This is a genomic window from Pseudomonas sp. N-137 (assembly GCF_034555295.1).
Lineage (GTDB): Bacteria > Pseudomonadota > Gammaproteobacteria > Pseudomonadales > Pseudomonadaceae > Aquipseudomonas > Aquipseudomonas rhizophila.
Map to the genome: position 1 here is coordinate 211,293 of NZ_JAXUDQ010000006.1, position 18,919 is coordinate 230,211.

Below are 18,919 nucleotides of genomic sequence, written 5' to 3' on the forward strand. Positions count from 1 at the left end.
CTGCGAACGGGCCTGCGACTCAGACAAGCAACAGGTGATCGTCCACCTCTCTGACCCCCGGCACCGACCAGGCCGCCCGTTCCGCGATTTTACGCTGGCGCCATAAATGGACTTTGCCTTCGAGCCTCACCACATCCCCATCGACCTTGACGTGAATTGCCTTGGCATCCACTTCGGCATTGCGTTTAAGGGCCTCTTCGATACGACGCTGGATGTTGCCCGCGTCCACTCGAGGGCGCAGGGTTAGCCGATTGTTCACGCCCACCACGCCGGACAGCTTGAACACGGACCGCTCCACGCTTTCTTTCTGGTATTGCCATTCCACTTCGCCTTCCAGGCTGACCCAGCCGTTCTGCACGATGACTTTTATGTCGCCTTCAGGAACGTCGCAGCTCCAGTTGATGATCTTCAAGGCGCGATTGGCAATGGTGTCGTCTGCGGTGCCGGCGTTTTTATTCAGTCGGACCTGGATTTCCTCAGCTACGGCGCGCACGCCCTCGAGGCTTTTGACGGCGCGTTCGGCGCTGATCTTTTCTGCATAACTACCGACATGACCGGAAAGGGTGACGACGCCATTGTCCACGGCCACGCCAATATGGGCTGCGTTGAGGTCGGGTTGGAATTCCAGTTCTTCCAGAATGGTCTTGCGCAGGGTCAAGTCGCTCATCGTGGCGTCCTCCAGGTAATGCGAAGCGGGCGGGGCTATCAGGGCCCGGTCTGCTTTTTCTACGCCTGGGTGATGCCGACACATTGAGCTAAATCAACAAGGGTGTAAGTGGGTCAACGCGCTGTCGGGGCAACGGCCTGTGATTTGATGAAAGTCAGCAGGGCGGTCGACCGTGTCAGCGGGGCGGGCGATCAGGCGACGGGCAGGTGATCAGTGATGCAAGCGCCTCGAGAGGGTTTCACCGCTCTGAATGACGATGGCAACCAGCCACTTTTTGCTTGAGGCCGGGCAGGTCCAGGATGGTGACGTTGCGTCCGTGCATGTCTACCAGTTCCTCTTCTCGCAGGTGCGCGATACCCCGGCAGATCGTTTCCAGCCGCAGGCCCAGATAAGAGCCGATAGCCTCACGGCTCATGCGCAAGACGAATTCCCTGGAGGAGTAACCGCGCATGTTAAGTCGCTGAGACAGGTTCAGCAGAAACGCCGCAAGACGTTCATCGGCATTCATGTTGCCAAGCAACAGCAGCATGCTGTGGTCGCGCACGATCTCTTGGCTCAGGAGCTTGTTGAGGTTGTGCTGTAAAGAGGGCAGATCGTGGGCAAGTTTTTCCAGGTTGCTGAAAGGAATCGGGCAAACTTCGCTGTCTTCCAGCGCTATTGCATTGCAGGCGTAATGATCGGTGCTGATGGCGTCCAGACCGAGCATTTCGCCTTGCATCTGGAAACCGGTGATTTGCTCGCGACCGTCTATCGACAATACGCTGGTCTTGAAGAAACCCAGCCGCACTGCATACAACGAGCGCAGCGGATCGCCGGTGCGGTACAGCGCCGTGCCTTTTTTGACCTTGACTCGCTGGGAGATCAAGGTGTCCAGACGCTCGACTTCGCCGCCCGTCAGCCCGATAGGCAGGCACAGCTCAAGCACGCTGCAGTTGGAGCAAGCGGTTTTAAGGGAATGCACGCGCAGAAGTCGTGCTTCTGATTCGCTCATCGGAATAAACTCCTTTGCTGGAGCAATCATAGAAGATCAAATCCGTTGCGCCTGTTCTTTGTCGTATATAGATAGACCGGCTGTCATGTTTCAATCTGCAAGCACAGGTCCTGAAGCGAATGGTTCGACAAACACGAGGCCGACTACACTCAATTGCTGCTCTTTAGCGCGCTAGAAAAGATCCCTGTCCAGGTTCAAACACCGAACCTGTTGAACTTTCATGAACTAGCGCGGTGAATAGGGATCTAGACCTCCAACATAACGGCTCTATGAAACATATCCGAACCCGCATTCAGAAGGATTATCCGAGCTGGAATCACCGACTCCGGCCATAAACCGGGGGCGATGGAGAGCGTGGGCGTTTCAGCCAGGCGGATTGAGGATTACCAGATGTCGAACATTGAAGAGCTTGCCGTGGAGGTTTGCGCTCCGAGCGAGTACCAGAGCCTGCTCACCCTGGGCGCGAGCGCGCTAGACGCCATACCGGGGGCGGTATACCTCTGTGATCACGAGGGTTGGCTCGTCAGGTACAACAGTGAAGCGGTCGAGCTATGGGGCAGGACGCCCATTATCGGGAAAAACGGTGACCGCTTCTGCGGCTCGCACCGGCTTTTTTTACCGGATGGCACGCCGCTGGCTTTCGAAGACTGCCCCATGGCTTCGGTGCTTATTACCGGCGCTGCGACACGCAATCAGGAAGTGATCATTGAGCGTTCGGATGGAACGCGGCTTATGGCGCTGGTGAACATCCGGGCCCTCAGGGATCGGTGTGGGGTCATTGAAGGGGCGATCAACTGTTTTCAGGATGTCTCGGCGCGTCATGCGATGGCCGAAGAGCTTCGTCGCAAGAGTGCCGACCTCGAGGATTTTTTTGAAAACAGCGCGGTGGGGCTTCACATTGTCAGCAACGCGGGCATCATCCAGCGTGCCAACAAGGCCGAGCTGAACATGCTGGGCTATACGGCTGATGAATATATCGGTCGCCACATTACGGAGTTTCATGTGGATGAGCCCGTTATTGGTGACATCCTCAATAAACTGGGCAGCGGCGAAAGCCTGGACAGCTACCCGGCGCGGTTGAGGGCCAAAGACGGCACGATCCGGCATGTAGCGATTACCTCCAATGGGCGTTTCGAGGACGGTAAGCTCTTTCACACACGCTGTTTCACCATCGACGTCACGCTCGCCCAGCAAATGGAAAGCCAGATTCGCGAAAGCGAACGGCATATGCGCAATCTTCTCGAGGCTCTGCCCGCTGCGGTTTATACAACCGATGCACAAGGGCGCATCACCTTCTTCAATCGGGCGGCTGTCGAATTGTCTGGTCGAACCCCACAGTTGGGGGACATGTGGTGCGTGACCTGGAAAATATTCAATACCGATGGAAGCGCGCTTCCCCACGACCAGTGCCCGATGGCGGTGGCCTTGAAGGAAAACCGCCCGATACGTGGTGTCGAGGCCATTGCCGAGCGGCCGGATGGCACTCGTGTGCCGTTTGCGCCTTATCCCACACCGCTGCATGACGCCGATGGCAACCTGGTGGGCGCTATCAACATGCTGGTGGATATCACCGAGCGAAATCAGGCGCAGAACCGGCAGAAGACCCTGATCGACGAACTCAATCATCGGGTCAAGAACACCCTGGCCACTGTGCAATCCCTGGCGGCACAAACGGCGCGCAATGCCGAGGATGCGAACGACGGTTACAGGCGTTTCGAAGCCAGGCTGCTTGCGTTGTCCCGGGCTCACGATCTGTTGACCCGGCGCCATTGGGGCCATACCCCGCTGGGGTCCCTTGCCCATGAAGTGCTGATGCCGATATTTGGCCAGGAACCCAGTCGAATCGTGGTTGAGGGCGACCCTGTCGATGTCGGCACCCGCGTTGCGCTCAACCTCACCATGACCCTCAATGAACTGGCGATCAATGCACTGAAATACGGCGCGATGTCAGTAGAGACGGGCACGCTTTCAGTGAAGTGGGTTGTGCAACCACAATCCGATGGAATGCTACTGACCCTGGACTGGCGCGAGCAGGGCGGGCCACGGGTGGCCCAACCCAAGCGGGAAGGGTTGGGTTCGCGTTTGATGAAGCGCTGCATCGAGCGCGATTTGGGCGGGACATTTGACCTGACCTTCGACCCGAAGGGCGTTTGCTGCCGAATCTCGTTTCTGATCCAGGCGTCCAGCCCATGAGTTCGTTCCCCGGAGTCAGGGTGCTGCTGGTTGAGGACGAAGGCACCATCGCCATGCTGGTCGAGCAAATGCTGGAAGAGCTCGAATGCGTGGTGGTGGCGTCAGTGGCACGGCTCGCTACGGCCTGCGAAGTGGCGAATCGGGTGGCAATTGACCTGGCCATTCTCGATGTCAACCTGGCCGGCGAGCGGGTTTTTCCGGTTGCCGAAATTCTCCAGGCGCGCCAGATTCCGTTTTTATTCAGCACCGGATACGGTGCCAGCGGGCTGCCGAATGAGTTCGCCCATCGTCCTGTGTTGCACAAGCCATTTTCCGAAAACGAGTTGCAACTGAAGATCGCTCTTGCGCTGGGGCGCTGACCTTCAGCGATGAGCGGGCACGCTGTCCGGTCCTGGTGATTCCCCGCAGGCGCCCTGGACGTGTTCATTCCAGTTTATGAAACAGTGGATTGCAGTTCGTGCGTATTCCTCCCCAATCCCTTTGGGAAGAAGATAACCCCACCTGCAATGCACCCTCGGCAAGAGGCGTAGCGCAGTCCCCCTGACCGTAGCGTCTTAACGCAGCCTGCAAGGCTGCGGGCGCGAGGAGTAGCTGATGGACGAAGCCGCGAAACCACAATCCTCACCCTGGCATGAAGGCGAACTGACCTTGCAACGCTCGGTCGGTGCGGTCGACATGATGACCAGCGTCGGCCAGCGACAATTGGCGCGCAACTGGATGCCGGACCAGCACCGGGAGTTCTACGCACAGTTGCCTTTCGTGGTATTGGGCGCCGTGGATCGGCAAGGTGACGTGTGGGCGACCCTGCGCACCGGCAAACCCGGTTTCATGAGCTCACCTGATCCGCAAACCCTGCAGATCGATCTCAAGCCACAACCCAGCGATCCGGCCCAGGAGGGCATGGGCGAGGGGGCTGCCATCGGCATGCTGGGTATCGAATTGCACACCCGTCGGCGCAACCGCATGAACGGCAACATTCGCCGTTTGCTCGATCACGGGTTGGAGATTTCCGTCAGCCAGGCCTATGGCAATTGCCCCCGCTATATCAACCTGCGCCAATATTCCTTTGTTCGCGAACAGGCCGGTGACGTTCGGCACCTGGTGGTAACGGACCCATTGGCTCGACGCCTGATCACGGCGGCTGATTCGTTCTACATCGCCACCTATGTGGAGCGCGACGGCGAACGGCAGGTCGATGCGTCCCACCGCGGCGGCAAGCCAGGTTTTGTGCGCATGGACGAGGACGGCACGCTGACCATCCCGGACTTCTCCGGAAATCTGTTCTTCAACACCCTGGGCAACATCCTGCTCAATCCCCGCGCAGGCCTGATCTTCGTCGATTTCAAGACCGGCGATCTTCTGCAAATGACCGGTTCCGCCCAAGTATTGCTGGACGATCCCGAAATTGCCGCGTTCCAGGGCGCCGAGCGGCTGCTGCGCTTCAAGCCGCAGCGCGTGGTTTACCGCCAGGCCGCGATCCCGTTGCGCTGGAAGGACCAGAGCGCGGGCGACTCGCCCAATTCATTGATGACTGGCAGTTGGGAGCAGGCCGCCGAGCGCTTGCAGGCCGAAGCCCTGCGGACCCAATGGCGCCCATTGCGTGTGGTTCGTGTGGTGGATGAGAGCCACAACATTCGCTCCTTCTACCTGCAAGCCGCCGACGGAGCGGGCGTGCCCCGGTTTGACGCCGGCCAGCACTTGCCCGTGCGGATTTCGCTGGAGGGGCAGAAAGTCCCCTCGATTCGTACCTACAGCGTGTCCAGCGCACCGTCGGATGATTTCCTGCGCATCAGCGTCAAGCGCGAGGGCTTGGTCTCCTCGCATCTGCATGACCGGATTGAGGTGGCGCAGCAGATCGAGGCGCGAGCGCCCCAAGGGCATTTCACCGTTCAGGCCGCTGAGCGGCGGCCCTTGGTGCTGCTGGCGGCGGGCGTGGGTGTGACGCCGCTGTTGTCGATGTTGCGCGAGGTGGTTTATCAGGGCCTGCGCATGAGTCGGATGCGTCCGGTCTGGTTGGTGCAAAGCGCGCGCACGGTAGCCGACCTGGCATTTCGCGAGGAAATCGATGAGCTGGTCAAGCGTGCCGCAGGTAAGGTAAAGGTACTGCGCCTGGTCAGCCAGCCGCCTACGGAAGGTGTGGGGCAAGGCTACGACGCGACGGGCAGGATCGATGTGGAACTGCTCAAGCAACTGCTGGCGCTTGATGACTACGACTACTACCTGTGCGGGCCCGTCAGCTTCACCCAGTCGCTGTATGACGGATTGCGCAAATTGCGCATTCCAGACGATCGCATTCATGCCGAAACCTTCGGCCCATCCACACTGGTACGCGACGCCGAAGTCAGCGTGCCAGCGGCCCCGCAAGTGCCTGCATCGAGCGAGTCGGTGAAGATCCTGTTCGCCAGCTCCGGCAAGGAGGCCCGCTGGGAACCGGGCAGCGGGACCCTGCTGGAGCTTGCCGAAGCCCGGGGGCTGAGCCCTGAGTTCAGCTGCCGCGGCGGTTCGTGCGGCACCTGTAAAACCCGGCTAAGCCAGGGGCAGGTGCATTATCTGAACAGTCCGGCCGAGCCGGTTGTCGAAGATGAGGTACTGATCTGTTGCGCAGTACCGGCACAGGGGAGTGAGACCGTGGTTCTGGACGTTTGAGCAGGTGCTACACCCTCGCCAAAAGAGCAGCTTTTTGATCGTTCCCACGCTCTGCGTGGGAATGCATCCCGTGACGCTCTGCGTCACCTTCCAGAAGCGGAACGCGGAGCGTCCCTGGCGACATTCCCACGCAGGAGCGTGGGAACGATCGAATCTCTGGCTCCAATCGCCCAGCCCAGCGCCCTTGCCACAGGCTAGATCGTACGTCGCACTTTTCCTGGTGCTTGCCCATAAATCTCCTTGAACTTCTTGCTGAACGCCGCCTGGGATTGGTAACCGACCTGCACGGCAATATCGCTCAAGCCCAAATGTGAATGGCTGAGCAGACTGAACGCCAACTCCATGCGTATTTGCGTCAACAACACCCAAGGCGATACCCCGGCCACGCGAACGAAGGTTCGCATGAAGTTCGCGCGGGACATGTTCGCGAGGTCCGCCAGGCCCTGGATCGTCCACTCGTAGGCCGGATCTGCGAGCATCGCCTGCCAGGCTCGGCCCAGACGTTTATCGCCCAACAGCGCCAGCGAGCCGCTGTCCTGGCCGTGATTTGCCAGATGCGCACGCAGAATAAGCGTGAACAATGCCTGGGAAAGCGCATCGAGCAGAAAACGGGCACCGACCTTGGCCTCATCGGCTTCCGCACGAATGACTTCCACCAGCGCGGGTAGCGGACCGTTGGCCGACAACGCGCCGCTGGGGATGACCAGGTATTCGGGCAGGGAGGCAAACAGCAGTGAGGCCCGATTGAAGTGAAAGTCGCCACACAGCATGTCCAGTTCTGCACTGGCGTTGCCAATACGATGGACCGGCAGCGCGCCACCTGTGACGAGTTTCGGTGAAGTTGGCGCCACTGTTTTCCCAGGGCTGTGCATCAGGTGTCGCGCACCACGGGGCAGAAGCAGGATGTCACCTGCGCGCATGGGCAAACGCTGCCCATCGGGAAACTCCACCCGGCACTCTCCCGCCAACACGATGTGATAGGGCGCTCTGCCCAGGGCTTGCTGTTCATGATCCAGAGCCCAGTCACCCTGGAACTGACAGCGTAGATCCAGACTGCCGCGCACATTGGCCAGGCTGATGAGTCGATCGATCGCATTCATTTGAGAGCATCGCCAAAAAAACTGAGCGGATTGAACAAAATCGACCCGCGCCGGAGTGAAAAACTGAGGGCGTCGAAACAGTACACCCAACCCACTCAGGAGTTAATGCCATGTTCAATAACTGGTCTGAAATGTTGCCCACCATTCAAAAAGCCTTTGGCGCGCTGGGCAAGAGCAACCCGAAAATGGTCAAGGCCTACATGGCCCTTGGGGAGGCCGCCAGCGAAAACGACGTACTCGATGCCAAGACCCGCGAGCTGATTTCGATTGCCGTCGCGGTGACCACCCGCTGCGATGGCTGTATCGCCGCGCACACGGACTCGGCGATCAAGGCTGGGGCGAGCCGCGAGGAAGTGGCCGCCGCCCTGGCAACCGCGATCTCGCTGAATGCAGGCGCCGCGTACATCTACTCGCTGCGTTCGCTTGAAGCCTATGACACGTTGAAAAACCGCGCGTGACGCCACGCAACGTCAGGCCCCGGCACTGCAAAGTACCGGGGCTTTTGCCCGTTTTATGGAAAACAGCCAGTTGATTGTGCTAAACCTTCTGATCGTTCGATGCCGGCTTGCTGGCAGTCAACTGTCCTGACAACCGCTTAAGGGAATGATCATGAGCCTGCACGGCGATTACGATCCGCAGAACATCTTCGCGCTAATCCTTCGTGGCGACGCGCCGTGCTACAAGATTTACGAAGACGCCGATGTACTGGCTTTTCTGGATATCTTTCCTCAATCGCGCGGCCACGTCCTGGTGATTCCCAAAGCGTCCCAGGCCCGGAATATTCTTGATGTCGAGCCTGCGGCCCTCGGCGCGATGATGTCTGCCGTGCAGCGGCTCACACGGGTCATCGTGGACGAGCTGAAGCCCGATGGTGTGCAAATCGCGCAGTTCAACGGGGCTCCGGCCGGGCAGACGGTCTACCACATTCATGTACACATCGTCCCTCGCTGGGAGGGCGAGGAGGCGGGCATACATGGGCGGGGCAAGGCCGACCCCGAGGAGCTCAAAGTGCTGCAGGCACGTCTGGTCGAGCGCATCCGTGCAGGGGGCTAGCGCTGGCCCGATCCTGACGTAGGTAGCGAGTCAGTACACGGTTTTCTTGAAAGGGCGGGTGACCACGCCCGTGTAAAACGCCAGGATCGCGAGGCCTTGCACCACGACAGCGGCAATCACGATAGCGACGATGGCCTGGCTCGGTTCGGCAAAGACTGAACGGACTAGGCCGAAGAATGCTGGAGCGAAGGCATAGGTGGCTTGACTGATTGCGACCATCAGCGCAATCACCCTGGCGGTCTGTTCGCGGCTGAACTCAGTCTGGGCGATCAACGGCGGCAATGAAGTGGCGTTGCCGATTCCCGAACCGATCAACACCACCGCCACCCAGGCGACCGCCGGATGGATATCCAGGCCCAGGAGCATCAGTGTTCCAAGCATCTGAATCCCATAACCCAGGCAGGCCAGTTGACGGCGGTTGACGCCTTGGGTCATCAGGCGTGCGGCCACGTAACGCCCGCCCATGGCGCTGGCGGTGGCCAGGCCCATGGCGAATGAGGCGTCATGGGCGCCCATGCGTCCCGCCAGAATCGAATACAGGTGGGCGATCAAGCCTATTTGGGCGAACAACCCCAGGGACATGCCCGCTGCCAAGGAACGGAAACTGGCCGATTTGAGGGTTTGCGCCGCAGTCCAGGGTGTGGCGCTCGTGCCAGTCGCTATCGGTTCTGGTTGGTCGGCATTGTCCGGATGTTGGCCGAGGCTTTGAGGGCTTTTATTGAACACCAGAAAGGCGAAGCAGCCGAGCAGCACCACGGCTGCGAGGCTGATCACCAGCGCCGCCGTGGCAAAGCCAAAACGCTCGATCAGCAACACCCACAACGGCGAGAAAATCACCCCACCCATGCTGGCGCCGTTGTAAGCCTTGCCCAAGGCTTTGGGCCGCTCCTTGATATACCAGGGCGCGATCAGGGTGTTAACGGCAGCGGCGCCTAATGTCACCCAACCGATGCCCGAGCAGATGGCCCCGGCATACAGCACCCATAATTGGCTGGCCTGAGCCCAGATATTCACCCCGACCCCCAGCACCACGCTGCCCAGCAGGGTAACGGCCGGTACACCGAAGCGCGCGTAGAGCCTTGGCAGGTTGGCGATGACCAGGGTGCCGCTGAGAAAGTGCAACGTAACGGCCGCCGACACCTGGGCCACCGGCCAGCCGGTGCGATCCATCACGGCCTGCATATAGATCGGCGGCCCATAGAAACCGACCCCCCATCCGATCATTGCCAGGATGAATGTGCAGGTCAGTACGGTCTTTCCAAAAAAGCGGGTGGGTTTCATTGCCATCTCCTCCATGTGGGCTCACAGGTTATGCACCTGAGGCATCGCTCACTTCGAGGAGGGTCAAACTATGGATGTCGCTGCTGCCAATACTTTTTAATCCCACACCCAGTGCCAGGTTCAGCGCACGCGCGTGCGGCTCTGCTCCGCCAGGTCCAGCGCTTTTTGCATGTCCAATCGAGCCGAACGCCCCACGTCCTTGTCGTTTAGCTGATAGCTGCGCTCCGACGGCAGGATGGGCGCGGTGAGGTCCTCGCCATCCATCCGTTCGAAGTCGTGGTTTTCACCAATGGTCATGGCGCTGCGCCGGAGCAGCATGCGTAGCTGCTCGGGCTGAAGTTGCGGGTTGATGGACAGCATCGCCGCCAGCAAGCCCGCGACCATGGGCGTGGCATAGGATGTGCCGCAATGCACTGCGCCGTTTTCGCCGGCGCTGGTGGTCGAGGCGTGGGCGCAAGCGGCGGCGGTGATGTCCACGCGCATGTCGATATTCGAGGAGCTGCGCTTGACCGCATAGCCCGGGTCATCGACGGCAACCCCGGCGCGCTCGTTGCGCTGGTGCCCGCCGACCACCAGCAGTTGTTCGGTGATGAACGACGAGGGCAGGCGGTATTCATCGGTGCCCGAGAACGAAGACCCATTGCCGGCGGAGTTCACCACCACCACGTCGGGATGCTCCTTGCGCAGCCACAGGAAAAACTCTTCCAGCAGTTCCTCGTAACCGCTCATGGCGATGCCTGAGCGCAACAGCGAGTCGACTTCATCGCCTTTGACGTTTTTCGCGCCAACGCGGTGAATGCCCCAGCTCCAGTTGAGCACCCGCACGCCGTCCTCCACAAGATTGACCGAGGCGGCGATGTTGGCGGTGATCCCGGCATCGGAGTTGCGCTCGACAATGACTTCGAAACCACCGCTGGCTCTGTCCAGACCCCGGAGAAAACCGGTGTTTCCACCGTCATCCCAGCGCGCGGCGAGAATGCCGGCGACGGTGGTGCCGTGGTTGTCTGGCGTACTCGCATCGCGCGCATAGACGCAGGTGCGCGGCATCGAGCAGCCGCCGAGGTAGTCGGCGAAATCGGCGGTGTCGAAATCCACGTTACGTTCGATCAGGCCAATGCGCACCGGTTGCGGCGGGGGGGGCGGTTGCCGCGCAGGAATGCGCCGCTGGTAGTAGTTCACCGCGTCGAGAAAACGGTTGGCGGCCCATTCATCGGAGTCCAGGGCCGGCTTCTTCGGCTCTTCGGGGTGAGCGCTGGCTTGCTCGGCCTCTTCTGCCGCCGACTCCTCGATCACCACGGCATCGACACTGGTCTCGCTGCCCATCCGTAGCACCAGCGCGTCGCGCTGCACCAGATCCTTGGCAGGTAGCCGAAGCTGATACAGGTTCAGGGGAGCAATACTGCCGACGACCTTGGCGCCGTATTTTTGGGCGAGACGCTCAGCTTCCTGGCGCCCATCGTGATTTTCCTCGATCAACAGGCTCACCAGATCGACGTAGGTGCTCAAGCCGTCCATGTTCTTGGCGACTTCGTCCGGCCCGGCGGCCAATACGTGACTGTTGCGCAGGCTCAGCCAGGCTGCATTGCTGACGCGCTGCCCGTCTTCCAGCCAAATAGGGCCGCTCTGATAGGCGGCGCTGTCCAGGCGCACGCGCAGGTTTTGCCCTTCGCGTTGGACAATGAGCGCGGGTAGCGTTTTTTCACCGAGTTTCAGTTGTGGCGTTTGAGTATCCAAGCCATGCACCGTCAGGCACCAGTCCTGATGCTGGCTCTGCAGCAGGTCACCGCAGCGGTCCAGGCGTTCCAGACGCAGCGGTTCTTGTGCGGCGGCCGCCGTGCTGGCGGCCAACGTGAGCAACGTAGCGAGGACAGCAGATCGTAAGGACATGAGTCAGGTTTCTTTGCCGAGGGGCCTGGTGTTCCGACTGCCCCGTGGCCTGTTTCGTTCAGCGCGAACAGCAACGGTGACTGACTCACAGCATCCGGGGGAAAAACCGTTTCATCTGATCTGCTCGCCGAGAATTTCACCCTGAATTCTTGCCGCATCGCGTGCTGGGGGCAGTCCGAATACTCGTGCGTAATCGCGACTGAACTGTGTAGCGCTTTCGTAACCGACCTCCAATGCCGCGCTGGTAACGCTTTTGGCATGGGCGACCAGGAGTGTCCGAGCCTGCAGCAAACGCACTCTTTTTTGGTACTGCAGAGGGCTCAGCGCGGTCACGGCTTTGAAGTGACGGTGAAAGGCCGAAACGCTCATCGCAGCCCGTTGTGCCAGCGCTTCCACGCGAATGGACTCGGCAAATTCCCGGCGAATGTACTGGATCGCGAGGCTGACCCGAGCCATGGCGCTATCGGGTGCTGCGATATCACGCAGCATCCAGCCGTGAGGGCCTTGTAACACCCGGTAGAGGATCTCTCGTTCGTAAACGGGGGCAAGGGCCGCAATGTCTTCAGGCCGGTTCATCAACCGCAGCATACGGACCCAGGCATCCATCAACTCGGGCGTGACTGAGGCTACCGAAAAGCCCGCATCCTTTTCGTATTGGCCGACAGGCTTTGGCAGGTCGGCGAGCAAAGTTGCCAGGACCGTCGGGTCGAGTGTCAGGCTGACCGCCAGGTAAGGTTCGCCGGACGCAGCGGGATGGACTTGGCCGACCGCTGGCAATTCGATGGACATGACGAAATAGGTCGCAGGGTCATAGTCCAGCGTACGGTCGCCGATGGTCATTGACTTACTGCCTTGCAGAATCAGATTGATCATCGGTTCGTAAACGGCGGCCAGCAAATGCGCCGGGATTTCACCCTGGACCATGGCCAGGCGCGGTATGCCCGTTTCCGTGCGGCGGTTCTCGGCCCGAGCAGCCAGGGCGCGCAGTTCATTGAGTGGGTTGGTCATGGGGCCATCTGAACGCAGGCGGATGCGTCCACGCAAGCAAAAAGTAGAAACAGGCAGGATTCGAGCAGGAACGGCTGCGCTCGCTACCAAGGCGATGGTTACTGTGGTGACTCAACTCAGTGACAGTGGCGCAGCGAATGAGCGTGATCGCCATGCTGCTGTCCGAAGAAGGACGCTGGATCAATGCTCAGACGATCGAAGTCGCGGGCAGCTACAACATCTGAATAGCGAGGCTAGCGCATGCTTGATCATATTTTTATCTCAGTCAGCGACATTGAGCGTTCCATCCGTTTCTACACCGCGACACTGACCCCGCTGGGCATTACCGTGCGACTTGATTACGACGGCAAGGACGGACCGCCAGGCCACCCGGATCTCAAGGGCTTCGGCGCCAATGGGCGGATGTTCTTCTGGTTGCGCGAGGGCGTGGTCGAGGGGCGAGCCGTGCATGTCGGTTTCGTGGCGAGCAGCAAGGCCGAGGTCAACGCGGCGTATGCGGAGGCCATGGCCAGTGGCGGCCGCGACAACGGCGCCCCCGGCGCACGTCTGCATTACGACCCCGATTACTACGCAGCCAATGTCCTTGACCCGGATGGCTACAGCCTCGAATTCGTCTACAAGAACTGGCAGCACAATCAATGAAAAAATTAATGATCTACGGCGCGACGGGCTACACCGGGCGCATGGCTGCCGAGCATGCCAAAGCGTTGGGGCTGGAATTTGTCATCGCCGGACGCAATGGCGAAAGGTTGCAGGCTCTGGCTGCTCAACTGAACGTCACGTACCGAGTGTTCAGCCCGGATAGACACGCAGCACAATCCCTGGAAGGCATCAGCGTGCTGCTGAACTTCGCCGGGCCTTTTGCACAGACAGCGCCCGCCCTGATGCAGACCTGCATCAAGGCTGGGGTCGACTACCTGGATATCACTGCCGAGATCAACGTCTATCGGCAGGCCGAACAGCTTGGCGCACAGGCCGTCCAAGCGGGTGTCATGTTGCTGCCCGGCGTCGGCTGGGACGTGGTGCCGACAGACTGCCTGGCCATGCATGTCGCCCGTCGTGTACAGGATCCGCAGTCGCTGAAGATGGCGCTGCAGGTCGCAGGCTCCATGTCACGGGGATCGGCTTTGAGCGTCAGCGAGATCATCGGCGCGGGGCTCTTGGCGCGGGTGGACGGATTACTGGTGGCAACACCCGACGCGCAGCCTCAGCACTTCGACTTTGGCGATGGCCCGGCACTGTGCGCACCGCTGTCCTTCGGTGATCTGATCACCGGGTGGCATTCCACCGCAGTCCCGAATATCGCCATGTTCGTGAATATCACCGGTGATGCCTTTCCCGAAGGCGACCTGTCACAACTTTCCGACGGCCCAAGCGTTGAACAACGTGAGGCCAACCGCGCCCGCGCCGTGGCAGAAGTCACAGGAGCTGACGGCACGGTAGCGCGTTCAATGATCGAGACCGTCAACGGCTACACCTACACCCCCCTGGCGGCTGTGGAGGCGGCGCGGCGGGTGCTGGACGGTGAGCGGCGGGCAGGCTTTGAAACCCCGGGCCGGATGTTCGGTGTCGGTTTCGCCGAGACGATTGCAGGGACGACAATCACTGATTTATAGGGGTACAACGGTGGCGGGCCGGCTAGAGACAAGCTTTACCTTCAGCAGGCCTATCGCATCGATACTCAACCCCAGCGGCCCTTCGGTGAGTCCGGATTCGTAATTGACTTGAAAGCCCTGCGCCCATTCATGTTCATTTGTCGTTTCTATCGTCGACTCACGTCGCACTTGAGTCCGAGACACGTGCAGTTCGCACAAATAACGCGTGCACCTTCTCCCAGAAATTCCCCCCGAGTACAAAAAAGCTGCCAATCAGCATGACGTCACCCAGCAATTGGGCCTGCCAGAGGTTCGGTCTGAGACCTGGCCAGAAGGCATCGACGTAAGGCTCGAGGAATGAGGAGATCAACGGCAAGCAGAACATCACGATGCCGATTCGATGACGAACCGGGCCAACTTCGTCCTTCATGGAAGGCACAAGCCCGGACACGTAACCGACCAAGCTGCTCTTCAACTGCTGGAAGCCGGCCTTGCCCATGACGGCGATGACGAGAATCAGCAGGACTTTGTTGCTGATAAACAGGACCCCAGTCAGCGCTGCGATCTTCGATCCAGGCACATCGAGCGCCGCCGCGACCGGCACCATCAGCCAGGAGCCTAGCATCAGACAAATGATGGCTATACCCAGTTTGAAGCGCCATTTAGCGGTATGGGGGGAGTTCATGGCTGCCGTACCTTTTTGACGGGTCTTATCAAATATAACGATGCTGAAAAGCTTAGCAGTCTGTGGGCGATCAGGGCGTCTATGCTCCTGTAATCTTCCTTGACTGGAAAAAACGCATGCATCTGACGCGATCGGGCCAACTGCTAGTGTTTGGAGTGCTCGGCTTGAGCGGCTGCGTGCGCCTGGGGCCAGACTTTCAGTCACCGAGGGAGGCGTGGCCAGGACACTGGACTACTCCTGCCCTTGAGCAAGTCAGCCAACGCAGCCGGGCCCCGGACTTTCGTCAATGGTGGCAAGTTTTCGGCGATCCGGTTCTCAATCGTCTGATTGCCGAGGCGGATGCCAACAATTCAGACCTTAAAGTTGCCGGTCTGCGGGTGATTGAGGCGCGGGCCCAGTTGGGTATTGCCCAAAGCGGGCGTTACCCACAACTGCAGCAGGCCAGCGCCGACAGTCTGTACTTCAACCGTCAGCAATCCGGCGGAAGTAGTCCGCAAAACAGTCATTTCTGGCAATACAGTGCGGGGTTCGACATTGGTTGGGAACTGGACTTCTGGGGGCGCTTCAGTCGCGCCATTGAATCATCCGATGCCAGTTACTTCGCCGCCCAGGCCAATTTCGAAGACGGGCTGGTTCTGCTGCGCGCCCAACTAGCCAGTACTTACTTTTCGCTGCGTACCACCGAAGCACGTTTGCGCGTGGCCAAGGAAAACGCCAAACAGCAAAAGCGTAACTTCGAGATAACCGAGAAGCTGTTCAAGAGCGGCCAGAATGCAGAGCTCGACCTGCAACAAGCCAGAACCCAATACCTGGGCACCCTGAGTACCATCCCCAACTTCGAGGATCAGGTTCTGCGTACCCGTAATTCGTTGGCGGTACTGATTGGACGGCCGCCCGGCGCTCTGCCGCAACTGGTCGAAAATGAAGGATGGATTCCGCTGGTGGACCGTACCGTGCTGCAGGATGTACCGGCCAACCTGCTGCTGCGCAGGCCCGACGTGCGTGCCGCTGAACTCAATGTCGCGGCCCAGTCGGCCCTGATCGGCGTGGCCGAAACCGATTTCTATCCGTCGCTGACCTTGCTGGGCAGCATCGTTTGGACGACTGATACGCTCAATGGCACCCCCAGGAGTCTGGACCTGATCGGTGGCCCGAGTCTGCGCTGGAATCTGTTCGACCACGGCCAGATCAGTAACAACGTGCGCGTCCAGGATGCGCGGTTGCAGCAACTGATCGAAGGGTACCGCGAAAAAGTGCGCCAAGCGGCACGCGAGGCAGATGACGCAGCCAATGGACTGATCAAGTCCTTGGAGCGCGAAGCAATCCTGCGTGAGGCCGAAGTCGCCGCCAAGCGATCACTGGTGCTGGCCAACGCCCTGTATCGGGAAGGGTACTCGGACTTCCAGCGGGTGCTCGACTCGCAACGCGCACTGCTGGAGCAACAGGACAATTACCTGGTCAGCCGAAGCAATGCCGTCAGCAATGTGATTGCCCTATACAAAGCGTTGGGCGGCGGTTGGTACAGCGTCCAACCGAAAGTCGCCCCGGCCACCCGCCAGCAAATGGAAGGGCGCACGGACTGGGGCAACTTGCTGGATGAGCCTTCAGCAGCGGAACCGAAAAAGGTCAACAATCATGAGTGAAGCCGCGCAGTCTTCCACCGATGCCTCTTCCCCCGAGGCGCCAGAACCGCCAGTTGAATCCGGCTCAAAAGGCATCAAGTGGGTACTGATCTTGATCACACTGAGTCTGGTCTGGTACTTGTTGGCTGACCGCTTTACGCCTTATACGCAACAGGCTCGAGTCGGTGCCTTTGTGATACCGGTGGCTGCGGAAGTGGCTGGTCGAGTCATCCGCGTCAACGTGCGTAACAATCAGGACGTCAAGGCGGGAGACGTGCTGTTCGAAGTGGATCCTCAGCCATATCAGATTGCCGTCGACCGTGCGCATGCAGATCTTGAGTCCACCCGTCGACAGATCGGTGCCAGCACCGCTGGCATAGCCGCGGCACAAGCCAATTTGCGAGCGGCCCAGGCGAATGAACTCAAGGCGCGGCAGGACAACCAGCGGCTCGAGGGTTTGTACCGCGAAGACCCAGGCACCATTTCCGTACGCTTGCTCGAAGTATCTCGCGCAAACTACCAACAAGCGCTCAGCCAGGTCGCCGCCGCCCGTGCCGAGGTCCAGCGCGCGCGCGAGCAAGAAGGTGGCAGTGCGGAAAACAACGCTTTGCTGCGCAGCGCCGCCACCGCGTTGTCGAAAGCTGAACTCGACCTGGCTAATACACAGATTCGCGCACGTTCGGCAGGTTTGATCACCGACCTACGCACCGACGCGGGGCAGTTCGCAGCCATCGGCAGCCCAGTCATGACCCTGATCGCCATCCATGATGTGTGGATCAGCGCAGACATGACCGAAAACAACCTCGGTCTGGTCAAGCCCCAGACAGCGGTGGCGATCGTCCTGGATGCATTGCCAGGCGAAGTGTTCGACGGGCGTGTACGCAGTGTCGGCTACGGCGTCAGCGTGGGTCCGACGACAGCGCCCGGTACATTGCCAACTGTGCAGAACAGCCGGGACTGGCTTCGTCCGGCACAGCGTTTTCCGGTGATCATCGAATTTTCCGAGGATTCAATGGCCAGGCTGCGTGACACTCGCGCGATACGTGCCGGTGGCCAAGCCGAGGTCATGGCTTTCCCCTCTCAAGGCAACCCGCTGAATCCACTGGGCCGCATATTTCTGAGGCTGATGAGTTGGCTGTCTTATGTCTACTAAGCGGACGCCGAGGACTCAGCGGGCGTTGCGCCTGGCTACAGGCACCGCGCTGTGCCTTGCGGTCAGCTTCGGCGTAGCCTTGCCGATTCCCTTTATCGCGCCCGTGCTTGCGGTACTTTTGATTTCCACCCTCAATCGTCCGTTGCAACTCAAGGCCGGACTGACACTGGCCCTGGTCGCGATGTTGACCACCGGTGTCGGCCTATTGCTTATCCCAATCCTGCGCTACTACCCGTTCAGCGGCGTTCTCCTGGTCGGCGTGAGCCTGTTCCTGGTTTTTCGATTGGGTCTGCGTGGCGGCAATAACCTGATCGTCACGTTTCTGGTGATCGGCCTGACCATGATCTCGTCAGCTGGCTTCGTCGATTTTGACTTGGCGATGATGATCATCGGTGCATTGGTTAAAGACTTGATCCTCGCTGTCATCGTGCTGGCGATAAGTCATTGGCTGTTTCCCGAGTCAGCCAATACTCCGTCATCACCTGCGGCCCCGGCCTTGCGGGCGGAAGACGTCGACAGGGTTGCGCTACGGGCAGCGCTGATTGTATTACCAGCGTTTCTGGTGGCCCTGATTGATCCGGCCACTTACCTGCCCATTGTCTTGAAAGCGGTCAGCCTGGGTCAGCAGAGCTCCACAACGACGTCGCGTAATGCCGCTCGAGAATTGATTGGCTCGACCTTGTTGGGAGGCCTGCTGGCGGTGTTGTTCTGGTGTGCACTGAGTCTCTTTGTACACCTATGGATGTTCTTCCTTTGGATGCTGCTGTTCGGCCTCGTGCTGGCGCGCAAGCTATATGGGATAAGCCCTACACGGTTAAGCCCAGGGTTCTGGCTCAACAGCCTGATCACCCTGATTATTCTGCTGGGCCAGTCGGTTCAAGACAGTATTGCGGGCAAGGACGTCTACACGGCGTTTGCCGTACGCATGGGATTGTTCATTCTCGTGACGCTGTATGCCTGTCTGATGGTTCATATTCTGGATCAGCGACAACCAAGACGAGCTCAAGAATTAATCTGATGGATAGACCGCTTCATGGG

The 18,919-nt window shown here is 59.7% G+C and carries 18 protein-coding genes and 1 pseudogene; 11 read left to right on the forward strand and 8 right to left on the reverse strand.

Features of this window, described 5'->3' with window-relative positions:
• Nucleotides 1-19: 19 nt before the first annotated feature.
• Together T3A99_RS03270 and fnr are read right to left on the reverse strand one after the other, a co-directional pair.
• Complete coding sequence (locus T3A99_RS03270) at nt 20-667, reverse strand: BON domain-containing protein (protein ID WP_047225682.1); 648 nt, start codon at nt 665-667, stop codon at nt 20-22.
• Between the two features lie 238 nt (nt 668-905).
• Nucleotides 906-1,658, reverse strand: a complete 753-nt coding sequence (gene fnr, locus T3A99_RS03275; RefSeq protein ID WP_322833933.1) for a fumarate/nitrate reduction transcriptional regulator Fnr — start codon at nt 1,656-1,658, stop codon at nt 906-908.
• Nucleotides 1,659-2,048: 390 nt separating this feature from the next.
• Between fnr and T3A99_RS03280 the strand changes: the two genes are divergently transcribed.
• The 3 genes from T3A99_RS03280 (at nt 2,049) to T3A99_RS03290 (ending at nt 6,497) form a co-directional block, all read left to right on the forward strand.
• Nucleotides 2,049-3,851, forward strand: coding sequence for a PAS domain S-box protein (locus T3A99_RS03280; RefSeq protein WP_322833934.1), 1,803 nt, complete (start codon nt 2,049-2,051; stop codon nt 3,849-3,851).
• Complete coding sequence (locus tag T3A99_RS03285; RefSeq protein ID WP_076384348.1) at nt 3,848-4,210, forward strand: response regulator; 363 nt, start codon at nt 3,848-3,850, stop codon at nt 4,208-4,210. The genes T3A99_RS03280 and T3A99_RS03285 overlap by 4 nt, the downstream gene beginning before the upstream one ends.
• 235 nt (nt 4,211-4,445) lie before the next feature.
• Nucleotides 4,446-6,497, forward strand: a complete 2,052-nt coding sequence (locus T3A99_RS03290; RefSeq protein WP_322833935.1) for a pyridoxamine 5'-phosphate oxidase family protein — start codon at nt 4,446-4,448, stop codon at nt 6,495-6,497.
• A 194-nt stretch (nt 6,498-6,691) separates the two neighbouring features.
• Here the strand turns inward: T3A99_RS03290 and T3A99_RS03295 are convergent, their stop codons facing one another.
• Nucleotides 6,692-7,597 (reverse strand): AraC family transcriptional regulator, encoded by a 906-nt coding sequence (locus tag T3A99_RS03295; RefSeq protein ID WP_107322322.1) that lies wholly within the window; start codon nt 7,595-7,597, stop codon nt 6,692-6,694.
• Between the two features lie 110 nt (nt 7,598-7,707).
• Between T3A99_RS03295 and T3A99_RS03300 the strand changes: the two genes are divergently transcribed.
• Together T3A99_RS03300 and T3A99_RS03305 are read left to right on the forward strand one after the other, a co-directional pair.
• Nucleotides 7,708-8,055, forward strand: coding sequence for a carboxymuconolactone decarboxylase family protein (locus T3A99_RS03300; RefSeq protein WP_047225688.1), 348 nt, complete (start codon nt 7,708-7,710; stop codon nt 8,053-8,055).
• A 151-nt stretch (nt 8,056-8,206) separates the two neighbouring features.
• Entirely contained in the window at nt 8,207-8,650 is a 444-nt protein-coding gene (locus tag T3A99_RS03305) for an HIT family protein (protein WP_076384354.1), read from the forward strand.
• Nucleotides 8,651-8,680: 30 nt separating this feature from the next.
• On the opposite strand, the gene T3A99_RS03310 is transcribed toward T3A99_RS03305, so the two are convergent.
• The 3 genes from T3A99_RS03310 to T3A99_RS03320 all read right to left on the reverse strand — a co-directional run bounded on the left by T3A99_RS03310 (nt 8,681) and on the right by T3A99_RS03320 (nt 12,826).
• Complete coding sequence (locus T3A99_RS03310; protein ID WP_107322323.1) at nt 8,681-9,931, reverse strand: MFS transporter; 1,251 nt, start codon at nt 9,929-9,931, stop codon at nt 8,681-8,683.
• 120 nt (nt 9,932-10,051) lie between these two features.
• Nucleotides 10,052-11,818, reverse strand: a complete 1,767-nt coding sequence (locus tag T3A99_RS03315) for a S8/S53 family peptidase (RefSeq protein ID WP_107322324.1) — start codon at nt 11,816-11,818, stop codon at nt 10,052-10,054.
• Nucleotides 11,819-11,929: 111 nt separating this feature from the next.
• Nucleotides 11,930-12,826 carry an AraC family transcriptional regulator gene (locus T3A99_RS03320; RefSeq protein ID WP_172833794.1) on the reverse strand — a complete coding sequence of 299 codons (897 nt, stop codon included), beginning with the start codon at nt 12,824-12,826 and terminating at the stop codon, nt 11,930-11,932.
• Between the two features lie 143 nt (nt 12,827-12,969).
• Between T3A99_RS03320 and T3A99_RS03325 the strand changes: the two are divergent.
• From T3A99_RS03325 to T3A99_RS03335, 3 genes and pseudogenes are all read left to right on the forward strand, one after another.
• Nucleotides 12,970-13,050: pseudogene (locus T3A99_RS03325) on the forward strand (3-oxoacyl-ACP reductase); the annotation flags it as partial.
• Nucleotides 13,051-13,066: 16 nt separating this feature from the next.
• Nucleotides 13,067-13,468: a VOC family protein gene (locus T3A99_RS03330; protein ID WP_107322325.1), complete on the forward strand. Its 402-nt coding sequence runs from the start codon at nt 13,067-13,069 to the stop codon at nt 13,466-13,468.
• Nucleotides 13,465-14,442: a saccharopine dehydrogenase family protein gene (locus T3A99_RS03335; protein WP_188250789.1), complete on the forward strand. Its 978-nt coding sequence runs from the start codon at nt 13,465-13,467 to the stop codon at nt 14,440-14,442. Before T3A99_RS03330 ends, T3A99_RS03335 begins: the two co-directional genes overlap by 4 nt.
• Here T3A99_RS03335 and T3A99_RS03340 read toward each other — a convergent pair.
• Together T3A99_RS03340 and T3A99_RS03345 are read right to left on the reverse strand one after the other, a co-directional pair.
• A complete protein-coding gene (locus T3A99_RS03340) occupies nt 14,437-14,625 on the reverse strand; it encodes an OprD family outer membrane porin (protein WP_409936842.1) in 189 nt (62 codons plus the stop codon). The genes T3A99_RS03335 and T3A99_RS03340 overlap by 6 nt on opposite strands.
• On the reverse strand, nt 14,600-15,106 hold the full coding sequence (locus tag T3A99_RS03345) for a transporter suffix domain-containing protein (RefSeq protein WP_047225698.1): 507 nt from the start codon (nt 15,104-15,106) through the stop codon (nt 14,600-14,602). The genes T3A99_RS03340 and T3A99_RS03345 overlap by 26 nt, the downstream gene beginning before the upstream one ends.
• 116 nt (nt 15,107-15,222) lie before the next feature.
• Between T3A99_RS03345 and T3A99_RS03350 the strand changes: the two genes are divergently transcribed.
• Genes T3A99_RS03350 through T3A99_RS03360 form a run of 3 tightly spaced genes read left to right on the forward strand, consistent with a single transcriptional unit; the run spans nt 15,223 to nt 18,899 of the window.
• A complete protein-coding gene (locus T3A99_RS03350) occupies nt 15,223-16,749 on the forward strand; it encodes a TolC family protein (RefSeq protein ID WP_047225699.1) in 1,527 nt (508 codons plus the stop codon).
• Complete coding sequence (locus T3A99_RS03355; RefSeq protein WP_322833936.1) at nt 16,742-17,881, forward strand: HlyD family secretion protein; 1,140 nt, start codon at nt 16,742-16,744, stop codon at nt 17,879-17,881. The genes T3A99_RS03350 and T3A99_RS03355 overlap by 8 nt, the downstream gene beginning before the upstream one ends.
• The gene (locus T3A99_RS03360) at nt 17,871-18,899 is read left to right on the forward strand and encodes a DUF2955 domain-containing protein (protein ID WP_322833937.1); all 1,029 of its coding nucleotides are present in this window, start codon (nt 17,871-17,873) and stop codon (nt 18,897-18,899) included. Before T3A99_RS03355 ends, T3A99_RS03360 begins: the two co-directional genes overlap by 11 nt.
• Nucleotides 18,900-18,919 lie beyond the last annotated feature (20 nt).